The sequence below is a fragment of the Oleiagrimonas citrea genome (genome assembly GCF_012395255.1).
GTDB classification, from domain to species: domain Bacteria; phylum Pseudomonadota; class Gammaproteobacteria; order Xanthomonadales; family Rhodanobacteraceae; genus Oleiagrimonas; species Oleiagrimonas citrea.
The window spans coordinates 1-19,646 of sequence record NZ_JAAZQD010000007.1 but is presented as its reverse complement, the minus strand read 5'-3'; the positions used below and the strand labels follow the sequence as shown (position 1 = coordinate 19,646).

Sequence of the window (19,646 nt, the reverse complement as noted above, 5' to 3'; positions counted from 1 at the left end):
GGCGGCGCCTGAAAACCACCCTGTTCCAAGCGTTTTGCTGACATTTCATGGCGTATTCAATGCATCGCTTCCCGTGATGGAAACGACGGCATCTGCCGAGTGGGTATCAATCCTGCATGTGCGCGTACCGGATCCGCTTGTATGCAGTGATCGCCGAATAGATCGCACGATACTCCGAGAAGGCGGAAGACCAAGAGAAGTCTTCCCGCCGGGCTCGGTGCGATAGGGTTCGAAGTTCGTCTCTCTGATGTCGAAGTTTATGTAAGACATTTTTGAGCAGGTTTTTAAGGACTTCTATTTCGCCCTCGACGTCGCTGGTGTCTTCCCAGTCGTAGTAAAAGCCGTTGCGAACCTTCCCGAGACCACCGGTTCGGCGTGCAATCACGATGGCGCCGTAGCGACTGAACTCGATGTCAGTCAAACCGAAGGGTTCGAATTTGCTTGGGATCACGGTGAAATCCGCGGCGAGCAGGATGTCCTTCCTTGTCTGATGATCAATGAACTCAGGCATGAACCAGAAGGACTCTTGGAACGCATCTTTCATGTCGAGCAGCGCCTGCATTCTTTCGGCGGTCATGCTCTGGTCCACGGGGCCGGCAACGATGACGCATCCACCGCTTTTCAGTATGAGACGCACACTCTCGGTGATTGCGGCGATATTCTTCTGATCGGTGAGACGGGTGATGATGGCGCACAATGGACGACTCGGGTCTGTTCCAGGCCATAAAAGTTCCAGGAGCGCGGTCTTTGCAGATCGCTTGATGCGGGCTCCTTTCGCTTCATCGGCGTCGATGGGGAATTCCTCGCAATCGAAGGCCGAGCCGTTGTTCACGCCGTAAAGTAGCGGGTAGATCACATGCCCGCTGGGAACCAAGAGATTGAATGGGTCCCTGGCCATCTTCCCATGGGTCCGCTCGACGCAGTTCATCAAGTCATCCCATGTGCGAGAGAGCTCCCGTTCGTATGCCACGCTGACCGGCAATCCTCCGACAAGATTGTGGGAGGCTACGAAGCTGGTCGCTCCCTTCAGGATATTGATGGCGCCCTTGTGCTGGAAATGCTCGATCGCCAGACACAGGTCGATACCGAGGATACGGGAGAAATCATCAACCGATACAGGCGCCTTCTGGAAGGCATCCGAAGAATGATCCATGCCGCTGTAGTACGGCAGCGTCATGGTGCTGACATATGCCGCACCGGCATTGTGGATGCTGAGCGTACTGACGACTCGCGGATCGATGAAGAAGGGAACGAGCGACGTGTGGTAGTCATGCCCATGGTAGATGGTGCAATCCAATAGCTCGAACAAGCACGCCAGTCCTTTGTTGAACAGGCGTAGGAAAATCATTTCGTCGCGGTAATCTTCTGTGTAATACACGTTTCGTGCATGCGTGCCGCTGCGCGTCGACCGACGCAAGAAATGAGGGTGACTGAGGAAGTAGATCCGGGCATGCGGTTCTGCCGCATGACAGTAAACCTTCATTTCCTCGATGCTGTCCTCAACGGGGATCTGGAAGGATGCGACTTGCGACAAGGATTCGGGCGGGATTCCGGCATAGAGCGGAAATGCGAAGAAGCACTCCTCGCCATACTTTTCGAGAAAGTCTGGATATTCCCGGATGATCTCGCTGATGACTTGTCCCAGACCGCCTACACGCACATCGATCGCTTCGCCATCGGCTCCGTGCAATCCTTTGATGTGACCGAACTCCATGGCGGCCATGAGCACTTTCTGTGCCGATGACCGTGGTGCCTGCAGCATGTCGCTCCAGATGCCGAGTTCGGAGAGCACTGCAGGAACGGGCAGGCGAGCTGTCGACTCGACCACTTCGAACACAGCACAGCCCAACCCGGTACAGGCAACGTGCAGTATGTCGTCCCGGCTTGCTATCTCACATGCTTGTCCCAACGACACGGCGACCTGCATATCGGTGTCCCGAAGGATCGCACTGAGATCGAAGTTCAGCTCGACATTGTCCTCAGACCGATTGATAAAAAGGAATAGCCGTCTCCCCTGCACGGATTTTGCCGCGAGCAGGGTATCGTCCGTGACGTAGTATTCCTTGGTGTCGCCGAACTGGGGAGACGACTGATATGGCCCCAGTATCGATTGCATGGCCTCGATCACATCGTTCACGATGCCTGAGGGTGATATCGCGTCGACATGTTCGCGAGCATGCTCGCGCTTCATGAAATCCTCGCCGCCATGGAACAGCATCGGTGCGCATTTGCTGAAGAAGTGCGTGACGGCAGACATCGCCAGTGCCCAGAACTCGCTCGACGGCAACGTCGTCGAGTCGTGACTTTCCACGAACGGAACCAGTCGTTCCAGAGGTATCAGCGGCGATTCCCGATCATGGATGAAGCGGACGAATCGTTTGAAGGAGGTCGATCTGTCCTGCAGCGCCAACACGGCGCCGTTGAGCGGGAAATCCAAGAAATATACTTTCGCGTTCGCAGGGACTTGTTCGAGCGTTGCATAGTAGGTGCACGCAATGGAGGTATATCGCGATCCTGCCTCTTCCAGTAGGAAGCAGACCTCATCGTCCTTCGCGCAACGGGCCAGGGAGGATATGAATTCCACCAGGAAGTTCATGGAGATGTGCCGCGCGGAGTCGACCCGAAACGCACGTATCCCCAACTCGATGTACCGCTTGTGAGCATCGATGATGTACGTGCGTGCAGCCAGGTCGCAATGATTCAACGACGGCATGTTGTAGATGGCGTACTTCGCGATCTCTTCGCGTAGCGAGAGCTGGTCCCGATAGGATGAAGCGCTTTCGACATCCTTATACAGATGCTCGGGTGGGTTGAGGTCGGCCCGGTAGCAATCCGCCCGGGAGAGATCATGCTGTTCCAGCACGGACGCGCTGGCTCCACCGTATCCGAAATGCGTTACGACCAAGTCCAGGATCAGATCTATATTTCGAAGCTTTGCAAGTCGAAGAAGCTCCAGGAAACCCTCTTCGCCTCCCAGTTCGTCATCAATAGAGGCATGGTCCGATGGCCAGTACTGGTGGTCATTGGGTGTTTCCTTATATTTCTTGCAGGACTGCGGATAAATTGGGCTCAGGTGTAGCTTTCGGACGCCAAGGCACTGTAATGTATCTATATTATTTGTTATGTCTCGAAAGGTGCCTCGGCCCAGCTTCCTCGTGAAGATCGAGTACGACCGACCGAAACGATTTTCCTGCTGGAACGAGGATATGGATCTTTCCCCGGAGGGAGAAGAGGTGGCCTGGCACATTCGCTATCCTTGATGACTGCAGACATCCGCTTGTCTGTGTGCTGATGTTATGGACGGGATGCTGAGAACATCAGCAACACCTTCACATGTTCTGTATAGCCATCACGTTGCCAGGGAGATGTTTCTCCCACCGGCCCGTTCAATGGCCCTTCCACTTCACGATCTTCCACGATCGAACTCTCGCGAGTTTGTCATGGAGACATTCTTATGATGTCCTGGCGAACATCAGGGGGCGCTCACCGAAAATTCGGAGGGAAGCGTTCCATGCCACTCTGATGCCTGTAGCCATCTGTGATATCGCTCACGGGTGACCAGTTTGTCGTACAGGAATTCGCAGCCAGTCCTTGTGCTTGCGTACCTTTGAGTGTTCATCGACGTCACAGGTTCCCTAGTAGTCAGAGGTTCTTGGCGGTAGCGTCCAACGACCTCGGCAGGACGAAGCCAAGAGCCTGCACAAAACCACAAAGGACACCAGCTGGCGCTTGATGTCAATGGGATGTGCCAATGCTGCCTACCCAGTCACACTGTTCCAATGTCTCTACAAAGCATCAGCGAGGCTTTTAGAATGCGAAGTAGCGCGTTGCTGTAGGCACTTACAGTCCTATTGTGGGCGCGCGAGGGGCGGTGAGCGGGATGCTGTTATGGCTCAGCCTAGTAGCCAAGCGACGCCTTACATACGCATTGGTGCTCCGACGATATCGCGCTTTGTGACGCTGAACGCGGTTGTTGGATGTGGAGTGCTATATAAGTGAGCTTGATCTGTTTGCTAGTGACAGGATATGCGTGGCAGGTGTTGTCGTGTAGGAGCGTTCTGCATCTTTACATGACGGATGGAACTTTATCCCAAAGCTGGACTCTATAGATGTACTTGGCTCTCTGGGTTCCAACCCATTGGGTTGTTGCGTCTCGATTGCGAAACATGAGGCTTTGTGCCCAATTGCTTTGTTTTTTCTGGAGATTTTAGCTTGATTGACGATCCCGAAGATGATGGTCTTGACATAAGCTCACTCAGAAGTGTAGCTTCGATCAGGTTGATTTTAAAAAGACTTGGCGGTAGACATTCGAGCGTTCTTGACGCGAAGAAATGGCTTCCCGTAACGCATATAAACTAGTTTTGTAGCGTGATTTACATTTTTTTTGTAATTTCCGCAGTTCACTGTAAATCCCTTTCTAAGTAAAGCCCGTGGCTAAATAGGGCTTGCCATGGGGCGTGAAATTGGTTCAATTGTGGTCAGCTCTCGGCATCCAGTTCTGTGCATACATGACTGCAATGGTAATGTTTACTACACAGTTGTCTTGATTTAATTTCAAGCGTGACTTTAGCTGGTGTTGTGCTGAGGTCTTCAATTTAATTTCAAGGGGCAAAGGAAATGCCTGATACTTGGCTGCAGATTCATAATCAAAATGATAAGGCATCAATGCGCCTTATTTGTTTTCCGTTTGCCGGCGGCTCGGCTCAGGCATACCGAGACTGGTCTAATTTTTTACCAAAAGACATAGAGTTGTGCGCTGTGCAACTTCCGGGGCGAGAAATGCGCCAGCGGGAAGCGCCCATTGACAATACTTTCGACATCGTCGATGCATTAATGCCTGAATTGACCCCCGTGCTGGACCGTCCATTTGCGTTGTTTGGACATAGCATGGGAGCGATTATCGCTTTCGAATTCGCGCGCCGGCTGCAGCAAGAAGGAAAGTCTTCTCCTGAAGCGCTCATTGTGTCGGGAAGAGTGGCACCGCATCGACCCTTGACACGTGCTGCGATCAATCACCTTCCGCGTGAAGAGTTCATCGACGGACTCCGTCAATTGAACGGCACCCCAGCTGAGGTTCTTGAAGACAACGACCTGATGTCTTTGATCGAGCCGATGCTGCGGGCCGATCTCGCCGTTCATGAAAGCTACGAGTACACGGACGAATCAAGGCTGCAGAACGATATTCTTGCATTTGGTGGTCTCTGCGACCCCGAGGCCGGCCGCGAAGATGTCGCAGCCTGGCGTGAAGTGACCGACGGTTCATTTGACATGCAGATGATGCCCGGCGACCACTTCTTCATCCGTTCCGCTCAAGTGCTTTTCCTACGTGCACTATCTATCGAGTTGCGTGAAATGATGGCGCGCGTGACGGCTCTGGAATCTTGAGCTGGTTGACAGATTGCGTGTTGTGCAATCGAGGCGTGCTTAACGTTTCGTAATTATTTGATTATTTGTGTCAAGGAGTGATGAATTGTCAGACCTAAATGTCATTGGCGTCGTGGGCGCGGGTGTGATGGGGCGTGGTCTAGCTCAGGATCTAGCCCAGCATGGACATAAAGTGCATCTCATCGATATCGGGAAAGAAATTCTCGATGACGCGATGAGATCGATTCGGCAAAACCTCCGGGCTCAGTTTCTTATGGGCAAGAAGGCGGATGGGAAGAGCGTAGACGAGATACTCTCGGCCATTAATCCATCGACTGATTTGGCGGTGCTGGAAGATGCTGATTTTGTTATCGAAAATGTAACTGAAAATTTCGATATCAAGAAAAGTATTTATCTAGAGATCGACAAGATCTGTCGCCCGGACACAGTTTTTGCAGCAAATACTTCGGCGGTATCGATTACACGAATCGGCTCGCAGACGGAACGGCCGGATCGAGTGCTTGGCATGCACTTCATGAATCCGGTGCCGATGAAAAAGACGGTTGAAGTCATCCGTGGGTACCACACCTCTGACGATACCATTGGCACCGCCAACAAGCTTCTAAGCCAATTTGGCAAAGAGTCCGTGGTTGTTTCGGACTCGCCTGGTTTTGTGTCGAATCGGGTGCTGATGCTGACTGTCAATGAAGCGGCATTTCTCGTGCATGATCGTGTTGCACCGCCAAGTGATATCGACAAGATTTTCATTGAATGCTTCGGTCACAAGATGGGGCCTTTGGCAACTGCCGATCTTATCGGTCTGGACACCATTCTTTATTCCATCGAGGTTCTGTACGAAAGCTTCAATGACGACAAATACCGTCCGTGCCCCTTATTGAAAAAGATGGTTGATGCCGGGTTGCATGGCCGAAAGAATGGCAAGGGATTTTTTGAATATTGATTCAGATCAGGAGGATTTTCATTATGGACGAATACAAGCAGCGGGTTAGGCAGTTCTTTTCGCGTTTTTTCCGTACCGACGGGCTTGATGATGCCGATGATGTATTCGCGGGAGGCTACGTGAATTCGTTATTTGCGATGCAGCTCATTGCCTGGCTTGAAAAAGAGTTCTCGATAGCCATCGAGGATGACGACCTACAGTTGTCCAACTTCAGCACCATTGACTCGATCGCACAGATGCTCGATCGAAAGCTCGGGGCAACGGCCTCCGCCTGAACATCAAGGAAGAAAACTTCAAGCTAATGCGTACATGAATAGGGGTGAGGTCGTGAACCAGGGAATGGATGAAAATTGCCGAAGAAGTGAATTTCGCCAGTTTGCTCAGACTAAAGTAAGTCCTTTTGCGGAAATACATGACCGCTCTCAGAAGTTATCCGACTCCATTCGGCCGGATCTGGCACGGAGCGGCTACTTCGCCCCGTTTCTTCCGTCCAAGTGGGGTGGGTCCTCCATGGATATGGTGACATACGGGGTCCTGCACGAAGAGCTAGGCAGAGCCTGCTCCTCGGTGCGCACGCTTCTGACCGTGCATGACATGATCGCCCACACGATCCTCAGCTGGGGCAGTACTCACTTGAAGGACCAGTGGTTACCCTTGCTGGCGAAGGGAGATGTCATCGGTGCATTAGGTGTCAGTGAGCCAAACGCCGGCAGTGACATCAATGCTGTTGAAACTGTCGCGGTAGCCGACGGAGAAGAATTCGTCCTCCGTGGCAAGAAAAAATGGATCAGCTTTGGTCAAATCGCTGATTTGTTTCTGATTCTTTGCAAATACAACGACCTGCCGACTGCTTTTCTTGTGGAGCGAGATAGGCCCGGGCTTCTCGTAGAGCCGATTGAAGGCATGTTCGGAACACGCGGGTCGATGCTTGCACTCCTGACATTCGAGGATTGCCGGGTACCCAAGGGGAACATGATTGCAAGGCCTGGGTTCGGGGCAACTCCCGTAGCCCAGACCGCTCTGGGACTCGGTCGTTATTCAGTGGCATGTGGTGCAGTGGGCATCGCGCAAGCGTGCCTCGATGCCTGCTACGAATACGCCAGCAATACCCGCCGCTTCGGTGTTCCGTTGAAAGATCATCAACTCATTCAGCAGATGATCACCGACATGATCACCGATACCGTCGCGGCACGGTTGCTGTGTCGCCAGGCAGGTGCCATGCGGGAATCCGGTGATTTCCAAGAGATCATGCACACCTTCATCGCCAAGTATCACGCATCAACGGCCGCGATGCGGGCAGCGGATCGAGCTGTTCAAATCCATGGTGCAAATGGCTGCAGCCAATGTTACGCGGTCGAGCGTTTCATGCGCGATGCCAAGATCATGGAGATCATCGAAGGCAGCACACAGCTTCAGCAGATCACTATCGCCAATTTTGGATTTCAGGAATTCGAACGGCAGAAACTCGTAAGCGTTGGCGATGTTCCAGAAAAGATGGACGAAGGAGTACAGGGCAGGGCGCATTTCAAACCCAGCGCGGTGACGGAATGAATGCTTTCGCTGTGGACGAGCAGGCTGTGGCCAGCCTGTTCGTTGCGCCGGTATCGGCGTGTATCGCTGATGCGGGCATGTTTTCCGCTCCTCTTTATCCTGAGGAGGAAGCCTGCATCCGTAAGGCGATACCGGCTCGGCGCCGCGAGTTCTCTGCCGGAAGAGCGGCGGCTCGCAGAGCACTCTCAGAAGCAGGTGCTGGAGAGGCGTGCTCAGTCATTGCCAATGCCGATCGCAGTCCACAGTGGCCAGCGAATTTCAACGGCAGCATCACGCATTGCGAAGGTTTCTGTTCCGCTGTCGTTGCGCGCTCGTTCGATGCGGCCGGCCTAGGTTTCGATGCCGAAGTGGCGCAGTCGCTCGAGAGTGACTTGCATCATTTGGTTTGCAGGCCGAATGATCTCGAGCACTTCTGCTCTCTGCCGCATATCGACGGAGTCGATTGGCCAAAGCTCGCCTTTAGCGCCAAAGAATCTTTCTATAAATGCTATTACCCCGTTGCGCAATCATTTCTGGGTTTTCGTGATGTTTCCGTTGTTTTTCATCATGTAGCGAAAAGCATGTATTCGGGAACATTTTCGATTGTTTTGGAAAATAAGAGCAAGCCCATGCCTCGTCACTCGAGTGAATTCGTTGGTCGCTGGGTCGTCGATGACGAGCGTGTGTATACCGGCGTGACACTGCCTCTAGCTTGAGCACTACAGCCGAGAGTGTGATCGACATACATGAATGGTCTTTCGATTGGAGTAGGGCAATGCAGGATATCGAACCTTTGAGTGCACTGGACTCTAATGCAGAACGTCGCGTACTGGTCGAGAAGGTGCGAAGTATCGGCCATACGACAGTGGGGGCATATTTCCACGCCTTGGCCGGGGTTCTGTCCGAAAGGGCGGCGGTGACCAGGCTGATTGATGGTGAGGTCGAAGGGGCGACCATGACCTTCGCCGAGATGGATCGCGAGGCGCGTTCACTGGCTGCCTATTTTCAGAGCCAGAAGGCGAAAGGCGATCGCGCAATGATGTTGTTCGATGCCGGTGCGGAAGTGATGCAGTCCTTCCTCGGCTGCGCCTATGCCGGCGTCATTGCGGTGCCGATGCCTGCCCCGCTTACGGGCAAGGTGGAGCGGTATCTGAACCGCGTCAAGGGTGTCGTCATGGATTGCGACATCCGCTTCATCCTGACAACGACTCCGATACTGAACACCTTGCGCGATGTTGCCAAGACCATCGATGGACTCGCCGATGCAGAATGGATCGCGGTCGATGCGCTGGCGGATCGATCCGATGCCTGGGTCAAGCCCAAGCAGGAAGCGGAGGACATCGCCTACCTGCAATACACCTCAGGGTCCACTTCGACGCCGAAAGGCGTGATGGTCACCCACCGCAACCTGATGAAGATTATCGAATACAACGGTATTGCTTCAGGTTGCCCCACTGTCGGCACGAAAGCCGTTTGTTGGATGCCATATTTTCATGATTTCGGCCTGATCGACGGACTGCTGGTGCCTTTGGCGTTCGGTATGCCGGTCTACGCCATGACCCCGTTCGAGTTCGTGAAAAATCCGGCTAGGTGGGTCAATGCGATCCATCGCTATCGTGCGTCCCACAGTTCCGCACCAAACTTTGCATTCGATCTTGTTGCACGAAAAACGACTGCCGAGCAGCGGCGACATCTTGATCTGAGTTGTTGGCGCAGAGCCAACAACGCTGCCGAGCCAATTCGTAACACCAGTGTCAACCGGTTCCTTGAGACGTTTGAGCCGTGTGGTTTCGCACGTGACGCCATGGCGCCGTCCTGGGGTCTTGCAGAAGCGACACTATTGGTCACGTTGGCCGATGCGGGGCCGAAGTATTACTCCTTGGATGCTGCCTCCCTGCAGCATCACAGGGTTCGTCCCGCTAGCGAGGGGCAGACTACGATCGTGATGATGGGGTGCGGCCGCATCTGGCCGGGCCCATGGGAGATAGACGTAAAAATCGTCGATCCAGACACGTTCGAACTGAGTCCTTCGGGCGAAACCGGAGAAATCTGGGTCGCTGGAGATCTCGTCGCAAAAGGCTATTGGAAGCGGCCTAGTGATACGGCGGAAAAATTTCATGCAGAGATCAAGGGGTTCCCTGGCACATGCTACATGCGCAGCGGCGATCTCGGTTTCATGGATGGCGATGAGCTTGTGTTCACAGGCCGCAGCAAGGACCTGATCATTATCGAGGGGCGGAATCACTATCCGCAAGAAATCGAGAAGACCGCCGAAGCCAGTCACCCGGCATTGCGCCCTGGTTGCACTATCGCGTTTTCCGTCGACGCAGACGATAAGTCCAGGCTCATCGTAGTCAGCGAAATCGTCTCCAAATATGGGCTAAGCGACGTCATCAGTGATGACAGTCAGGCTATGTCTATATCGCGACGCGACCTCGAAAGAGCCATTCGAAGTGGCGTGGCGGACGAACATCAGATACGTGTGCATGAAATCGTGTTCATTCCTTCCGGGCATATTCCCAAAACAACCAGCGGAAAGCTGCAAAGAAAGCTTTGCCGGGAAAAATATGTGAGTCAATCCTTGCATGCCCTTGGAACGTGAATAAAGAAGCTTTGTAATCACCTGCTTTCGCTCTATTTTCAATGGAGGAATGGAAATGTCTAGCAATGCACTGTTGGCCGAGCTGGAAAAGGACAAGGAAGAGCGACAAACGAAATCCGTGAAGGTTGTCGTCTGGGACCTCGATAACACAGTCTGGGACGGCGTTCTACTCGAAGATGATTCCGTCACTCTCAACCCGGGAGTGGTGGATGTAATCAAGGAGCTCGATCGTCGGGGCATCCTTCAATCGATTTCGAGCAAGAATGATCATGCGACGGCTATGGCCAAGCTGCGTCACTTCGGTATCGAAGAATACTTCTTGTATCCACAGATCAATTGGGGATCCAAGGCTGCTTCGGTGCAGGCGATTGCGACTGCAATCAATGTCGGCATCGACACAATTGCCTTCATCGACGATCAACCCTTCGAACGGGAAGAGGTGGCCTGCTCACATCCGGAAGTGTTGTGTATCGATGCAGTCGAATTGAACTCCATTCTTGAACGCAGTGAATTCATTCCGCGCTTCATCACGGATGAGTCCAAGAGTCGCAGGCTCATGTATCTCAGCGACATTCAGCGAAATACCGTGGAAGGGGAATTCGAGGGGCCGAAAGAGGAATTCCTCGCGACACTGGATCTTGAGTTGACGTTAGGCAGAGCGACTGAGAAAGACCTTCAAAGAGCAGAAGAACTTACCAAGCGAACCCATCAGTTGAACACCACGGGGCGCACCTACAATTACGATGAACTCAAAGCCATTATGGCTTCACCCGATCATGACCTGTTAATTGCCGGGCTGAAAGATAAATACGGCACCTATGGAAAAATCGGTTTGTGTCTAGTGGAGCGTGGATCTGAATATTGGACAGTGAAATTGCTATTAATGTCCTGCCGGGTCATGTCGAGGGGCGTAGGGACGATCATTATTAATTATTTGATATCCGAGGCGCATAAGGCCGGGGTTTCATTGCGCGCCGAATTTATTCGAACGGACCGAAATAGGATGATGTACATCACCTACCGCCTAGGAAATTTCAAAAATATTGGCGAAGAGGATGGTATGGATATCCTCGAAAATGATTGCAGTGAGGTATCGGACTACCCGTCGTACGCATCCGTTCGGATTGTGGATGGAATCAGGAGTTGTCAACATGAGGTTGCGTAGAGACGGGATCAAAGCACCTCCTTGTTTCCAAGTAAATTCCATTCACGATCATGTTGCTGAAAAGGCCAGGGGAGGTGCGTGATGAGGGTTTTTCGTTTTCTTTTTGGATATGCTCCTGGCGTTATCATTTTTACGACTATCATTTCAGCTATAACGGGCCTGACCACCGTTTTGCTGCTAATGATATTCAATGCGCATCTCAAGGGGACTGTTGACGGCACGGGCGATATTTGGCAGTTCGTGGGTCTTTGCATTGCAACTGCAGTTGCGAGTTTTGTCGCCAAGATCAGCATCTCGAAGCTGACGCTATGGTCATCGTTTCACCTCAGGCTGCAACTTGGACGGCAATGGATCAACACGCCACTCATCGAGTTGGAGCGTGAAGGGAATGCCAAGCTGCTGTCCGCAATTACGCAGGACGTGGATCACCTTTCGGATTCGATGCGTGCTCTGCCAGCCTTGTTTGTCGATTACACGGTCACCATTGCGTCCTTTTGTTACCTCGGTTATCTGTCGTGGAAGTTGCTGCTCGTGCTTATCGGGTTCATGGTAGTCCTGACCATCACGCGTGGATTTCTTAAGAAAAAATTCGAGGAATCCGTTCGCGAGGCGCGCAGCTTCGCCGAGATGATGCTTGCCACATATAATTCTATGAGTGGCGGAATCAAAGAGCTAAAAATGAATATCGCCAGGTGGAATGGCTTCTACTCCGGTGAACTGTATGACGTTTCCGCAAAGTACAGGGACAAAGGCTATAGCGCCGAAATTTTGTTCGGAATGATATATGGCTACTCTGAAGTCGCTTACTTCATTTTCGTGGCCCTGCTTATCTATGGCGGAAATCTTATCGGCGGCATATCGCATGACCTCATGATCAGTTTTGCGGTCACGCTTCTCTATATGAAGTCAAACATGGACCGCGTCATCGAGAGTGGTGGTCAAATCATGCGGGCTAGTGTTGCATTGGATCACCTTCAGGCTCTAGGCGTGTTCAAGCATACGGCTTCCATGTCGGTGTCCGAACTGCATTCGAAAACTGCCCGTGAAAACGTTGCTGCATCAGTGGCGACTGATATCAACCTCAACAAAAATCCATGCCATTCTGATTGCAGTATCCGATTGAATGGCGTCGGGCATACATACGGGGGCGTTGGTGATGAAGCTGGCTTCAAGCTAGGCCCTATCGATATCGATATTGGCGCAGGCGAGCTTCTATTTATCATCGGCGGAAATGGTAGTGGAAAAACGACGCTCGCCAAAATTCTTTGCGGGCTTTATGAGCCGCAATCCGGAGAGATACTTCTTAACGGCGTGAGGATCGACTCGAGCAACCGAGCTTGGTATGCACAGCATTTTGGTACCGTTTTTTCCGACTCCTATCTTTTCAGCAAATTATATGGTGCTGACGATCTGCCGCAGACCGATTCTTTGATCAGGGAGTATCTGCGGGAGTGCCGTCTCGAAGATAAGGTCGAAGTGCACGAAGGGAGGTTTTCTACAATATCGCTGTCGCAAGGCCAGAGAAAGCGCCTGGCCTTGGTTACTGCTTACGTCGAAGATCGGCCCATTTATTTGTTTGATGAGTGGGCCGCTGACCAGGATCCTGAATTCAGGCAGTTTTTTTACTGCAAGATCTTGCCGAAACTCAAGGCCAAAGGGAAGACCGTTATCGTCATCAGTCATGATGATCGTTATTACTATGTGGCGGACCGAATTATAAAGCTTGAGCGCGGCCGTCTTGCGCATGAAGTGACTCAAGATGAGGCTGTTCCTGCGTGAAGTTTCGGCGTTTATTTATTAATTGGTCAAGGTGCTATTTTTGACCAATTTTAATTAATGAATCACAAACGATGGGTGCAAGATGCGTGCTATAGAAAAGGATTTTATCGGTCAGTGGCTCGTCGAGCATTTGGTGGAAATCATCGGATGCAAGACGTCTGAGATCTCGTGGGATGACTCCTTTGCGGATCTCGGGTTGTCTTCTAGCGAAGCCACAGGTCTGGCTGGCGAGTTCGAGCGCTGGCTGGAAACTGAGCTGCCTGTCGAGTTGTTTTTCGACCATCGCTCTATTCGGGAAGTGGTGGAGCATGTTTCAACTATTGGTAATGGACTGTCCAAGCGATCCTTCTCGCCCAAGCCCGCCGCATTGCCTGCGCAGGAACCTATTGCGATCGTCGGCATGTCCTGCCGGTTTCCGGGTGCGCAAGATCTTGAGGGATTCTGGGAACTTCTGAGTTCCGGCACGGACGCCATCGCCGTAGTGCCCTCGGAGCGCTGGAATCTTGATGATGTCTATGACCCAGTAGCTGGCACCCCTGGAAAGATGAACACTCGCCATGGTGGTTTCATCTCCGACATCGAAGAGTTCGATGCAGCTGCGTTTGGTATCGCGCCCCGGGAAGCGGAGCGAATGGACCCCCAGCAGAGAGCGATGCTCGAAATTGCTTGGGAGGCTTTCGAGGATGCTGGCCTCAATCGACAGGCTGTTCGAGGCGCTCCGATCGGAGTTTTCGTCGGCCTGTCCAATCAGGAGTATCGGGATCGGCAATTCAGCGATCGCTGCTCGATCGACGCGTATGCAGGAACAGGAAATTCGGCGAGTATCGCCGCCAACAGAATTTCGCATTTCTTCGATTTACGCGGTCCGAGCTTATCCATCGACACGGCCTGTTCCTCGTCCTTGACCGCGATTCACATGGCTTGCCAGAGCCTTCGCAGTGGCGAATCGAAAATCGCGTTGGTGGGCGCAGTCAATTTGATGCTGTCGCCGGAATACACCATCGTCTTTTCCCAGGCGGGACTGTTGTCTCCCGACGGGAAATGCCGGACGTTCGATGCGGATGCAAACGGTTACGTTCGTGGCGAAGGCGCCGCTGCACTCATCCTCAAGCCCTATTCGAAAGCGCAGGAAGATGGTGATCGGGTCTACGGACTGATCCGCGGAAGCGCAATCAATCAGGACGGCAGAACGCTGGCGCTGACCAGTCCGAATCGTGAAGCACAGGAAGCCATGCTGACCGCGGCCTATGAAGCTGCAGGCATCTCGCCGGGCGAGGTCGACTATGTCGAGGCGCATGGCACGGCGACGCCGATCGGCGACGTGATCGAAGTTGCCGCGTTGTCATCGGTGCTACAGCAAGGCAGGTCAGTTGACAACAAATGCTTGATCGGATCGGTCAAGACCAACATCGGTCATCTGGAAGCCGCTGCCGGCATGGCCGGCGTCATCAAGACCGTCCTGTCGATGAAACATCGCCAGATTCCCGCCTCTCTCAATTTCGAACAACCGAACCAGCGCATCGGCTTCGAGAAAACGCCGGTTCGAGTTGTTACATCGTTGACGCCCTGGCCGGAGACATCCCGGCTACCTCTGGCCGGAGTCAGTGCATTCGGTTTCGGCGGCACCAACGTGCATGTGGTTCTGGAAGCCGTACCGACTACTTCGGAGAAAGAAGCCCGCGATACTTTCAGGGCCTTCCCGGTTTCAGCACGAACCGCCAATGGACTCGAGCGCGCATGTGGTGTTGTTGAGCAGAGACTGCAAGACGGCGGGATGCTTCCTCTCGATGATCTGGCCTATACGCTGACCAAGCGCGAGGTTTATGACTATCGCGCGGTCGCCGTTTCCGACGCAGCGCAGGGAAGTAGGCCGGTTTTTGCAAAGTCGGAACGAGTGCTATCTGCGGATATCTTGCCGGCATTCGTCTTTGCCGGAGTAGGCGATCACTATCTGGGCATGGGGCAGGGTCTTTATCAGGCCGAGCCGGTGTTCCGGCACTGGGTGGACTATTGCTGCGACTGGCTGAAGCGCGAGCTCGACACCGATCTTCTGGATGTTTTCCAGACTCGGCCCTCAAGAGAGGCAACAGCGAGCGATGCATTCCGTCGTGCGGTCGGCGGAGAGAGGGATCTTGGAATCCTGGCGCAGACTGAATTGGCGCAACCGGCCGTGTTCATTCTGGAATATGCGTTGGCGCGACTGCTGGAAGCATGGGGAGTCGTGCCTGGCACTTGCGTGGGCTACAGCCTGGGGGAATATACAGCAGCCACTCTCGCCGGCGTCTTCTCGCTGGAAGACGGACTCAGGATCGTGGCGACGCGAGCTCGGCTGATCGACGCGTTGCCTGCTGGTGCCATGCTGGCGGTGCCCTTGGGGGTGGAAGCGCTCGGTGAATATCTCGATGTGGATGCAGACCTCGCGGTCGGGATCGTAAACGGTCCGCGTTTGAGTGTCGTGTCGGGTCCGCTCTCGGCCATCGATGTCATTCAAGACAGGTTGCAAGCTGATGGCGTCATCAGCCGCCGTCTTGGGACTTCGCACGCCTTCCATTCTCCGATGATGCAGCCGGCAGCGAAGGCATTGGCGGATCTGATCGATGGCATGACGCTTTCTGCTCCGCGCGTGCCGATTCTGTCGAACGTAACCGGCGACTGGTTGCGCGACGAGGAAGCGACGTCCTCTGCTTACTGGGCCCGCCATCTTTGTGAAACGGTGCAGTTCTCGGATTGTCTTGCAAAGCTCCTCGAGCCGGAAACTGGCGCATTGATCGAGATCGGTCCAGGACAGAGCCTGAACTCGCTCGCGCGCCTGCACCCCGACTTCAGCCCGGAAAGGAGCCTGATTCTCTCCACGTGTCGTGGCGCTTTCGATCCTGAAGAAGATCAGGCCGTATTCCTCAAGAGTCTTGGCGGATTCTGGTGCGCCGGCGGTTCCGTAAATTGGAAGAATCCTTTCGAGGATGCTCCCGGTACCCCGGTCTCTCTGCCCAGTTGGCTGTTCGATCGGCAGCGCTATTGGATCGAGTCCAGACAGCCGGATGTTTCGTCTGCCCAGGGCGACGAAGGCAAGATCGCGGACATCGGAAAGTGGTTCTACGGCGAAACATGGACCGAAGCATCGCAGGAATCATCCGATGAGGATGCCGCAAAGTCGAACTGGCTCGTGCTGTTTGCGGATACGCCCGCAGGTGAGGCATTGCGCGTCGATTTGCCCGGAGGCTCGACTCGGTTTGTGACGACCGAGGTGGCGAAGGATCCGAAACGTCTGCAGCACGCCCTCGCCGAGATGCGTAAGGAAGGTTTTGTGCCGGACCGGATCGTGCACCTCGGTGCACTGAAGTCCGAGGAGGATTTCGAAGCAGTACAGGCGAGCGGATATCACAGCCTGCTTGCATTGATGCGAGCATTGGGCGAGAGCCGGATCTCAACGCCGATCCAATTGGACATCGTTTCAAGTGGTCTCTATGCCGCCCTGAAAGAAGATGCGGTGAGCGCGGCGAAGGCGACCATGATCGGCGCTATCCGCACCGTTCCGCAGGAATACCAGAACGTCACCGTGCGCAGCATCGACGTGGATGATGCCGGGATGGGGCGATTGCTCGCGGAGCTTCTGTCACCGGTGAAGGACCTGGCCGTTGCCTGTCGCGGCGACATCCGATTGGTACAGCATTACGAGTCCGAGCCGCTGGAAGAGGTCATGACGGATCGCGATGCGTTGCGTCAGGGCGGCGTCTACGTGATCACAGGCGGACTCGGCAATGTAGGACTGACGGTGGCTGGAATGCTGGCCCACCGTTATGCAGCAAGAGTCGTGCTGCTGTCGCGCCGAAGCTTCCCCGAGCGTGAACAATGGGGGCCGTGGCTTGCCGACCACGATCAAGACGATCCGGTCAGCCGGCAGATTGCCAAGTTGCTCGACATGGAAGCAGCCGGTGGCGAAGTCGTGGTGCAGACCGCGGATGTCTCCGACGAAGCGAAGATGGGCGAGGTGTTCGCCTGGATCGACCAGCACTATGGTCAGGTACACGGCGTGTTCCATGCCGCCGGCCTCATCACGGCGAAGCACAACAAGATCATCGCCGAACTGACCACAGAACAGATCGATGCGCATTTCGATGCCAAAGTTCGTGGCACACAGATCCTTTCCCGCCTGTTGGAAACGCGGGATGCGGATTTTTGTCTGGTGTTCTCGTCAATCTCGGCCGTGCTGGGCGGTCTTACTCTTTCGGCTTATGTCGCGGCGAATGCATTCGAGGACAATTTCGTGCTGTCCCGGCGCAATACGGCCGGTACGCGCTGGGTTTCGGTGAACTGGGACGCCTGGGCGCGGGACCAGGGCGAGCAGGACAACAAGGGCACCACGCTGGAAGCCTTCCTGATGTGGCCCGACGAGGGCGTGGAAGCCGTGCGCCGGGTGTTGGGGGCGAGCCGCTCTCCGCGACTGATCAATTCGACAGGGGATCTGTGGGCGCGCCTCGAACAATGGGTCTATCGCAAGGCCGAACCCACGGAGGTTGGCAAGACAAAACGCAAGATTTCCCACTACGCACGTCCGGCGGTGAGCACCGCCTACATCGCGGCCAACAGTGAGATCGAGAAGCGGGTAGCACGCGTATTCCAAGATGTGTTGGGGATCGAGGCCATCGGTCTCGAAGACAATTTCTTCGAGCTTGGCGGGAATTCACTGGTCTCGTTGCAGATTCTTGCGGAGTTGCAGCGTGAATTCGATATGCAGCTCTCACCTATCCTGATTTTCGAGGCCCCCAGCATCAGGGCCGTCAGTCAGCATCTGGCGTCACTGAATGGAGGCGAAGAGCAAGCCCCCACTGCTGGGATTTCGGTCAGAAGGCGCCGAAAGATCAGAAGCGATTCGAGCGCTTCCGCGATCGCCATTATCGGTATGGCGACGCGATGTGCGGGAGCGCCGGATATCGCCACGCTTTGGGGCAATGCCTTGAACGGCGTCGAATCGTTGACGCGGTTCAGCGATGAGGAATTGCGTGGCGCCGGGATTGCTCCGGACCTGGTGAGTAACCCCAACTATGTGAAGATTCGCGGCATCGTATCGGACATCGACCTGTTCGATGCCGGCGTCTTCGGCATCAGTCCGCGCGAGGCGGAACTGATGGATCCGCAGCACCGACTGATGCTGGAAACGGCCTGGGAGACGTTGGAGCATGCCGGCTATGATTCTCATCGTTACGATGGTGCCGTCGGTGTCTTCGCGGGTACTACGCCCAGCGAATATCAAGCGAGCCTGTTTGCCGATCGTGCCCTGTGGAAAGGCCTCAATGGCTTCGACACCTATCTGGCCAACACCCAGGACTCGCTCGCGACCCGTATCTCCTACAAGCTCGATCTGAAGGGACCGAGTCTCTCCGTCGGCACCTATTGCTCGACCTCGGGCGTGGCGATCCATCTGGCGTGCCAGAGCCTGCGCGCCGGTGAGTCCGACATGGCGCTGGCCGGCGGCATCTCGTTGAGCGTTCCGAATCACGGTGGATATTTATACGAGCCCGGTAACCAGGCTTCGCCGGACGGCCATACGAGGACTTTCGACGCGCGAGCGCAGGGAACGGTGTTCTGCGACGGTGTCGGCATGGTTCTGCTCAAACGGCTGGAAGATGCGATCGAGGACGGCGATACGATCCATGCCGTCATCCGCGGTACCGCGATTAACAACGATGGTTCGTTGAAGGCCGGTTACACCGCTCCGAGCGTCGAGCAGCAGGCAGAAGTGGTTTCTCTGGCACTAGAGAATGCCGGACTGAGTGCCGAGGATATCCATTACGTCGAAGCGCACGGCACGGCCACGGAGCTCGGTGATCCCATCGAGGTGGCGGCGCTGACCAAGGCCTATCGCGAGAGCACAGATAAAGTGGGCTACTGCGCGCTGGGCTCGATCAAGCCCAATATCGGCCACACCGACCGCGCCGCCGGCGTGATCGGCGTGATCAAGGCAACACATGTGCTGAAGTCGGGTCACGTTCCGCCGACGCTGCATTTCGAGCGGCCGAATCCCAAGATCGATCTGGCCAACAGCCCGTTCATCGTGAGCAACCAGCGTCAGGAACTTCCGGTCACGGATTCGCCGTGGCGAGCGGGCGTGACGACATTGGGGGTCGGCGGAACGAACGTGCACTTCATTCTGGAAGAGGCACCGGAAGTGGAGCCGTCCAGTCCCTCGCGAGAGGCGCAGCTGCTGCTGCTATCGGCCAAGACCCAGGCCTCCCTGGATGGTTTGG

The 19,646-nt window shown here is 54.5% G+C and carries 10 protein-coding genes; 9 read left to right on the top strand and 1 reads right to left on the bottom strand.

Annotation, left to right across the window (positions count from 1 at the left end; translation table 11 throughout):
• Positions 1-106: 106 nt before the first annotated feature.
• On the bottom strand, positions 107-3,247 hold the full coding sequence (locus HF690_RS14540; RefSeq protein ID WP_168609965.1) for an alpha-amylase family glycosyl hydrolase: 3,141 nt from the start codon (positions 3,245-3,247) through the stop codon (positions 107-109).
• Positions 3,248-4,617: 1,370 nt separating this feature from the next.
• Here HF690_RS14540 and HF690_RS14535 point away from each other — a divergent pair.
• From HF690_RS14535 to HF690_RS14495, 9 genes are all read left to right on the top strand, one after another.
• Positions 4,618-5,385, top strand: a complete 768-nt coding sequence (locus tag HF690_RS14535; RefSeq protein WP_168609964.1) for a thioesterase II family protein — start codon at positions 4,618-4,620, stop codon at positions 5,383-5,385.
• Positions 5,386-5,470: 85 nt separating this feature from the next.
• Positions 5,471-6,325 (top strand): 3-hydroxyacyl-CoA dehydrogenase family protein, encoded by an 855-nt coding sequence (locus HF690_RS14530; protein ID WP_168609963.1) that lies wholly within the window; start codon positions 5,471-5,473, stop codon positions 6,323-6,325.
• Positions 6,326-6,348: 23 nt separating this feature from the next.
• Positions 6,349-6,600: an acyl carrier protein gene (locus HF690_RS14525; RefSeq protein WP_168609962.1), complete on the top strand. Its 252-nt coding sequence runs from the start codon at positions 6,349-6,351 to the stop codon at positions 6,598-6,600.
• Positions 6,512-7,876: an acyl-CoA dehydrogenase family protein gene (locus HF690_RS14520; RefSeq protein WP_338042931.1), complete on the top strand. Its 1,365-nt coding sequence runs from the start codon at positions 6,512-6,514 to the stop codon at positions 7,874-7,876. The genes HF690_RS14525 and HF690_RS14520 overlap by 89 nt, the downstream gene beginning before the upstream one ends.
• Positions 7,873-8,571, top strand: a complete 699-nt coding sequence (locus HF690_RS14515; RefSeq protein ID WP_168609961.1) for a 4'-phosphopantetheinyl transferase family protein — start codon at positions 7,873-7,875, stop codon at positions 8,569-8,571. The genes HF690_RS14520 and HF690_RS14515 overlap by 4 nt, the downstream gene beginning before the upstream one ends.
• A gap of 59 nt (positions 8,572-8,630) precedes the next feature.
• Positions 8,631-10,457 carry a fatty acyl-AMP ligase gene (locus HF690_RS14510; RefSeq protein WP_168609960.1) on the top strand — a complete coding sequence of 609 codons (1,827 nt, stop codon included), beginning with the start codon at positions 8,631-8,633 and terminating at the stop codon, positions 10,455-10,457.
• A gap of 55 nt (positions 10,458-10,512) precedes the next feature.
• Positions 10,513-11,622: an HAD-IIIC family phosphatase gene (locus HF690_RS14505; protein WP_168609959.1), complete on the top strand. Its 1,110-nt coding sequence runs from the start codon at positions 10,513-10,515 to the stop codon at positions 11,620-11,622.
• An 81-nt stretch (positions 11,623-11,703) separates the two neighbouring features.
• A complete protein-coding gene (locus HF690_RS14500; RefSeq protein ID WP_168609958.1) occupies positions 11,704-13,401 on the top strand; it encodes a cyclic peptide export ABC transporter in 1,698 nt (565 codons plus the stop codon).
• Positions 13,402-13,483: 82 nt separating this feature from the next.
• The coding region (locus tag HF690_RS14495) for a type I polyketide synthase (protein ID WP_168609957.1) at positions 13,484-19,646 on the top strand (6,163 nt) is incomplete at its 3' end.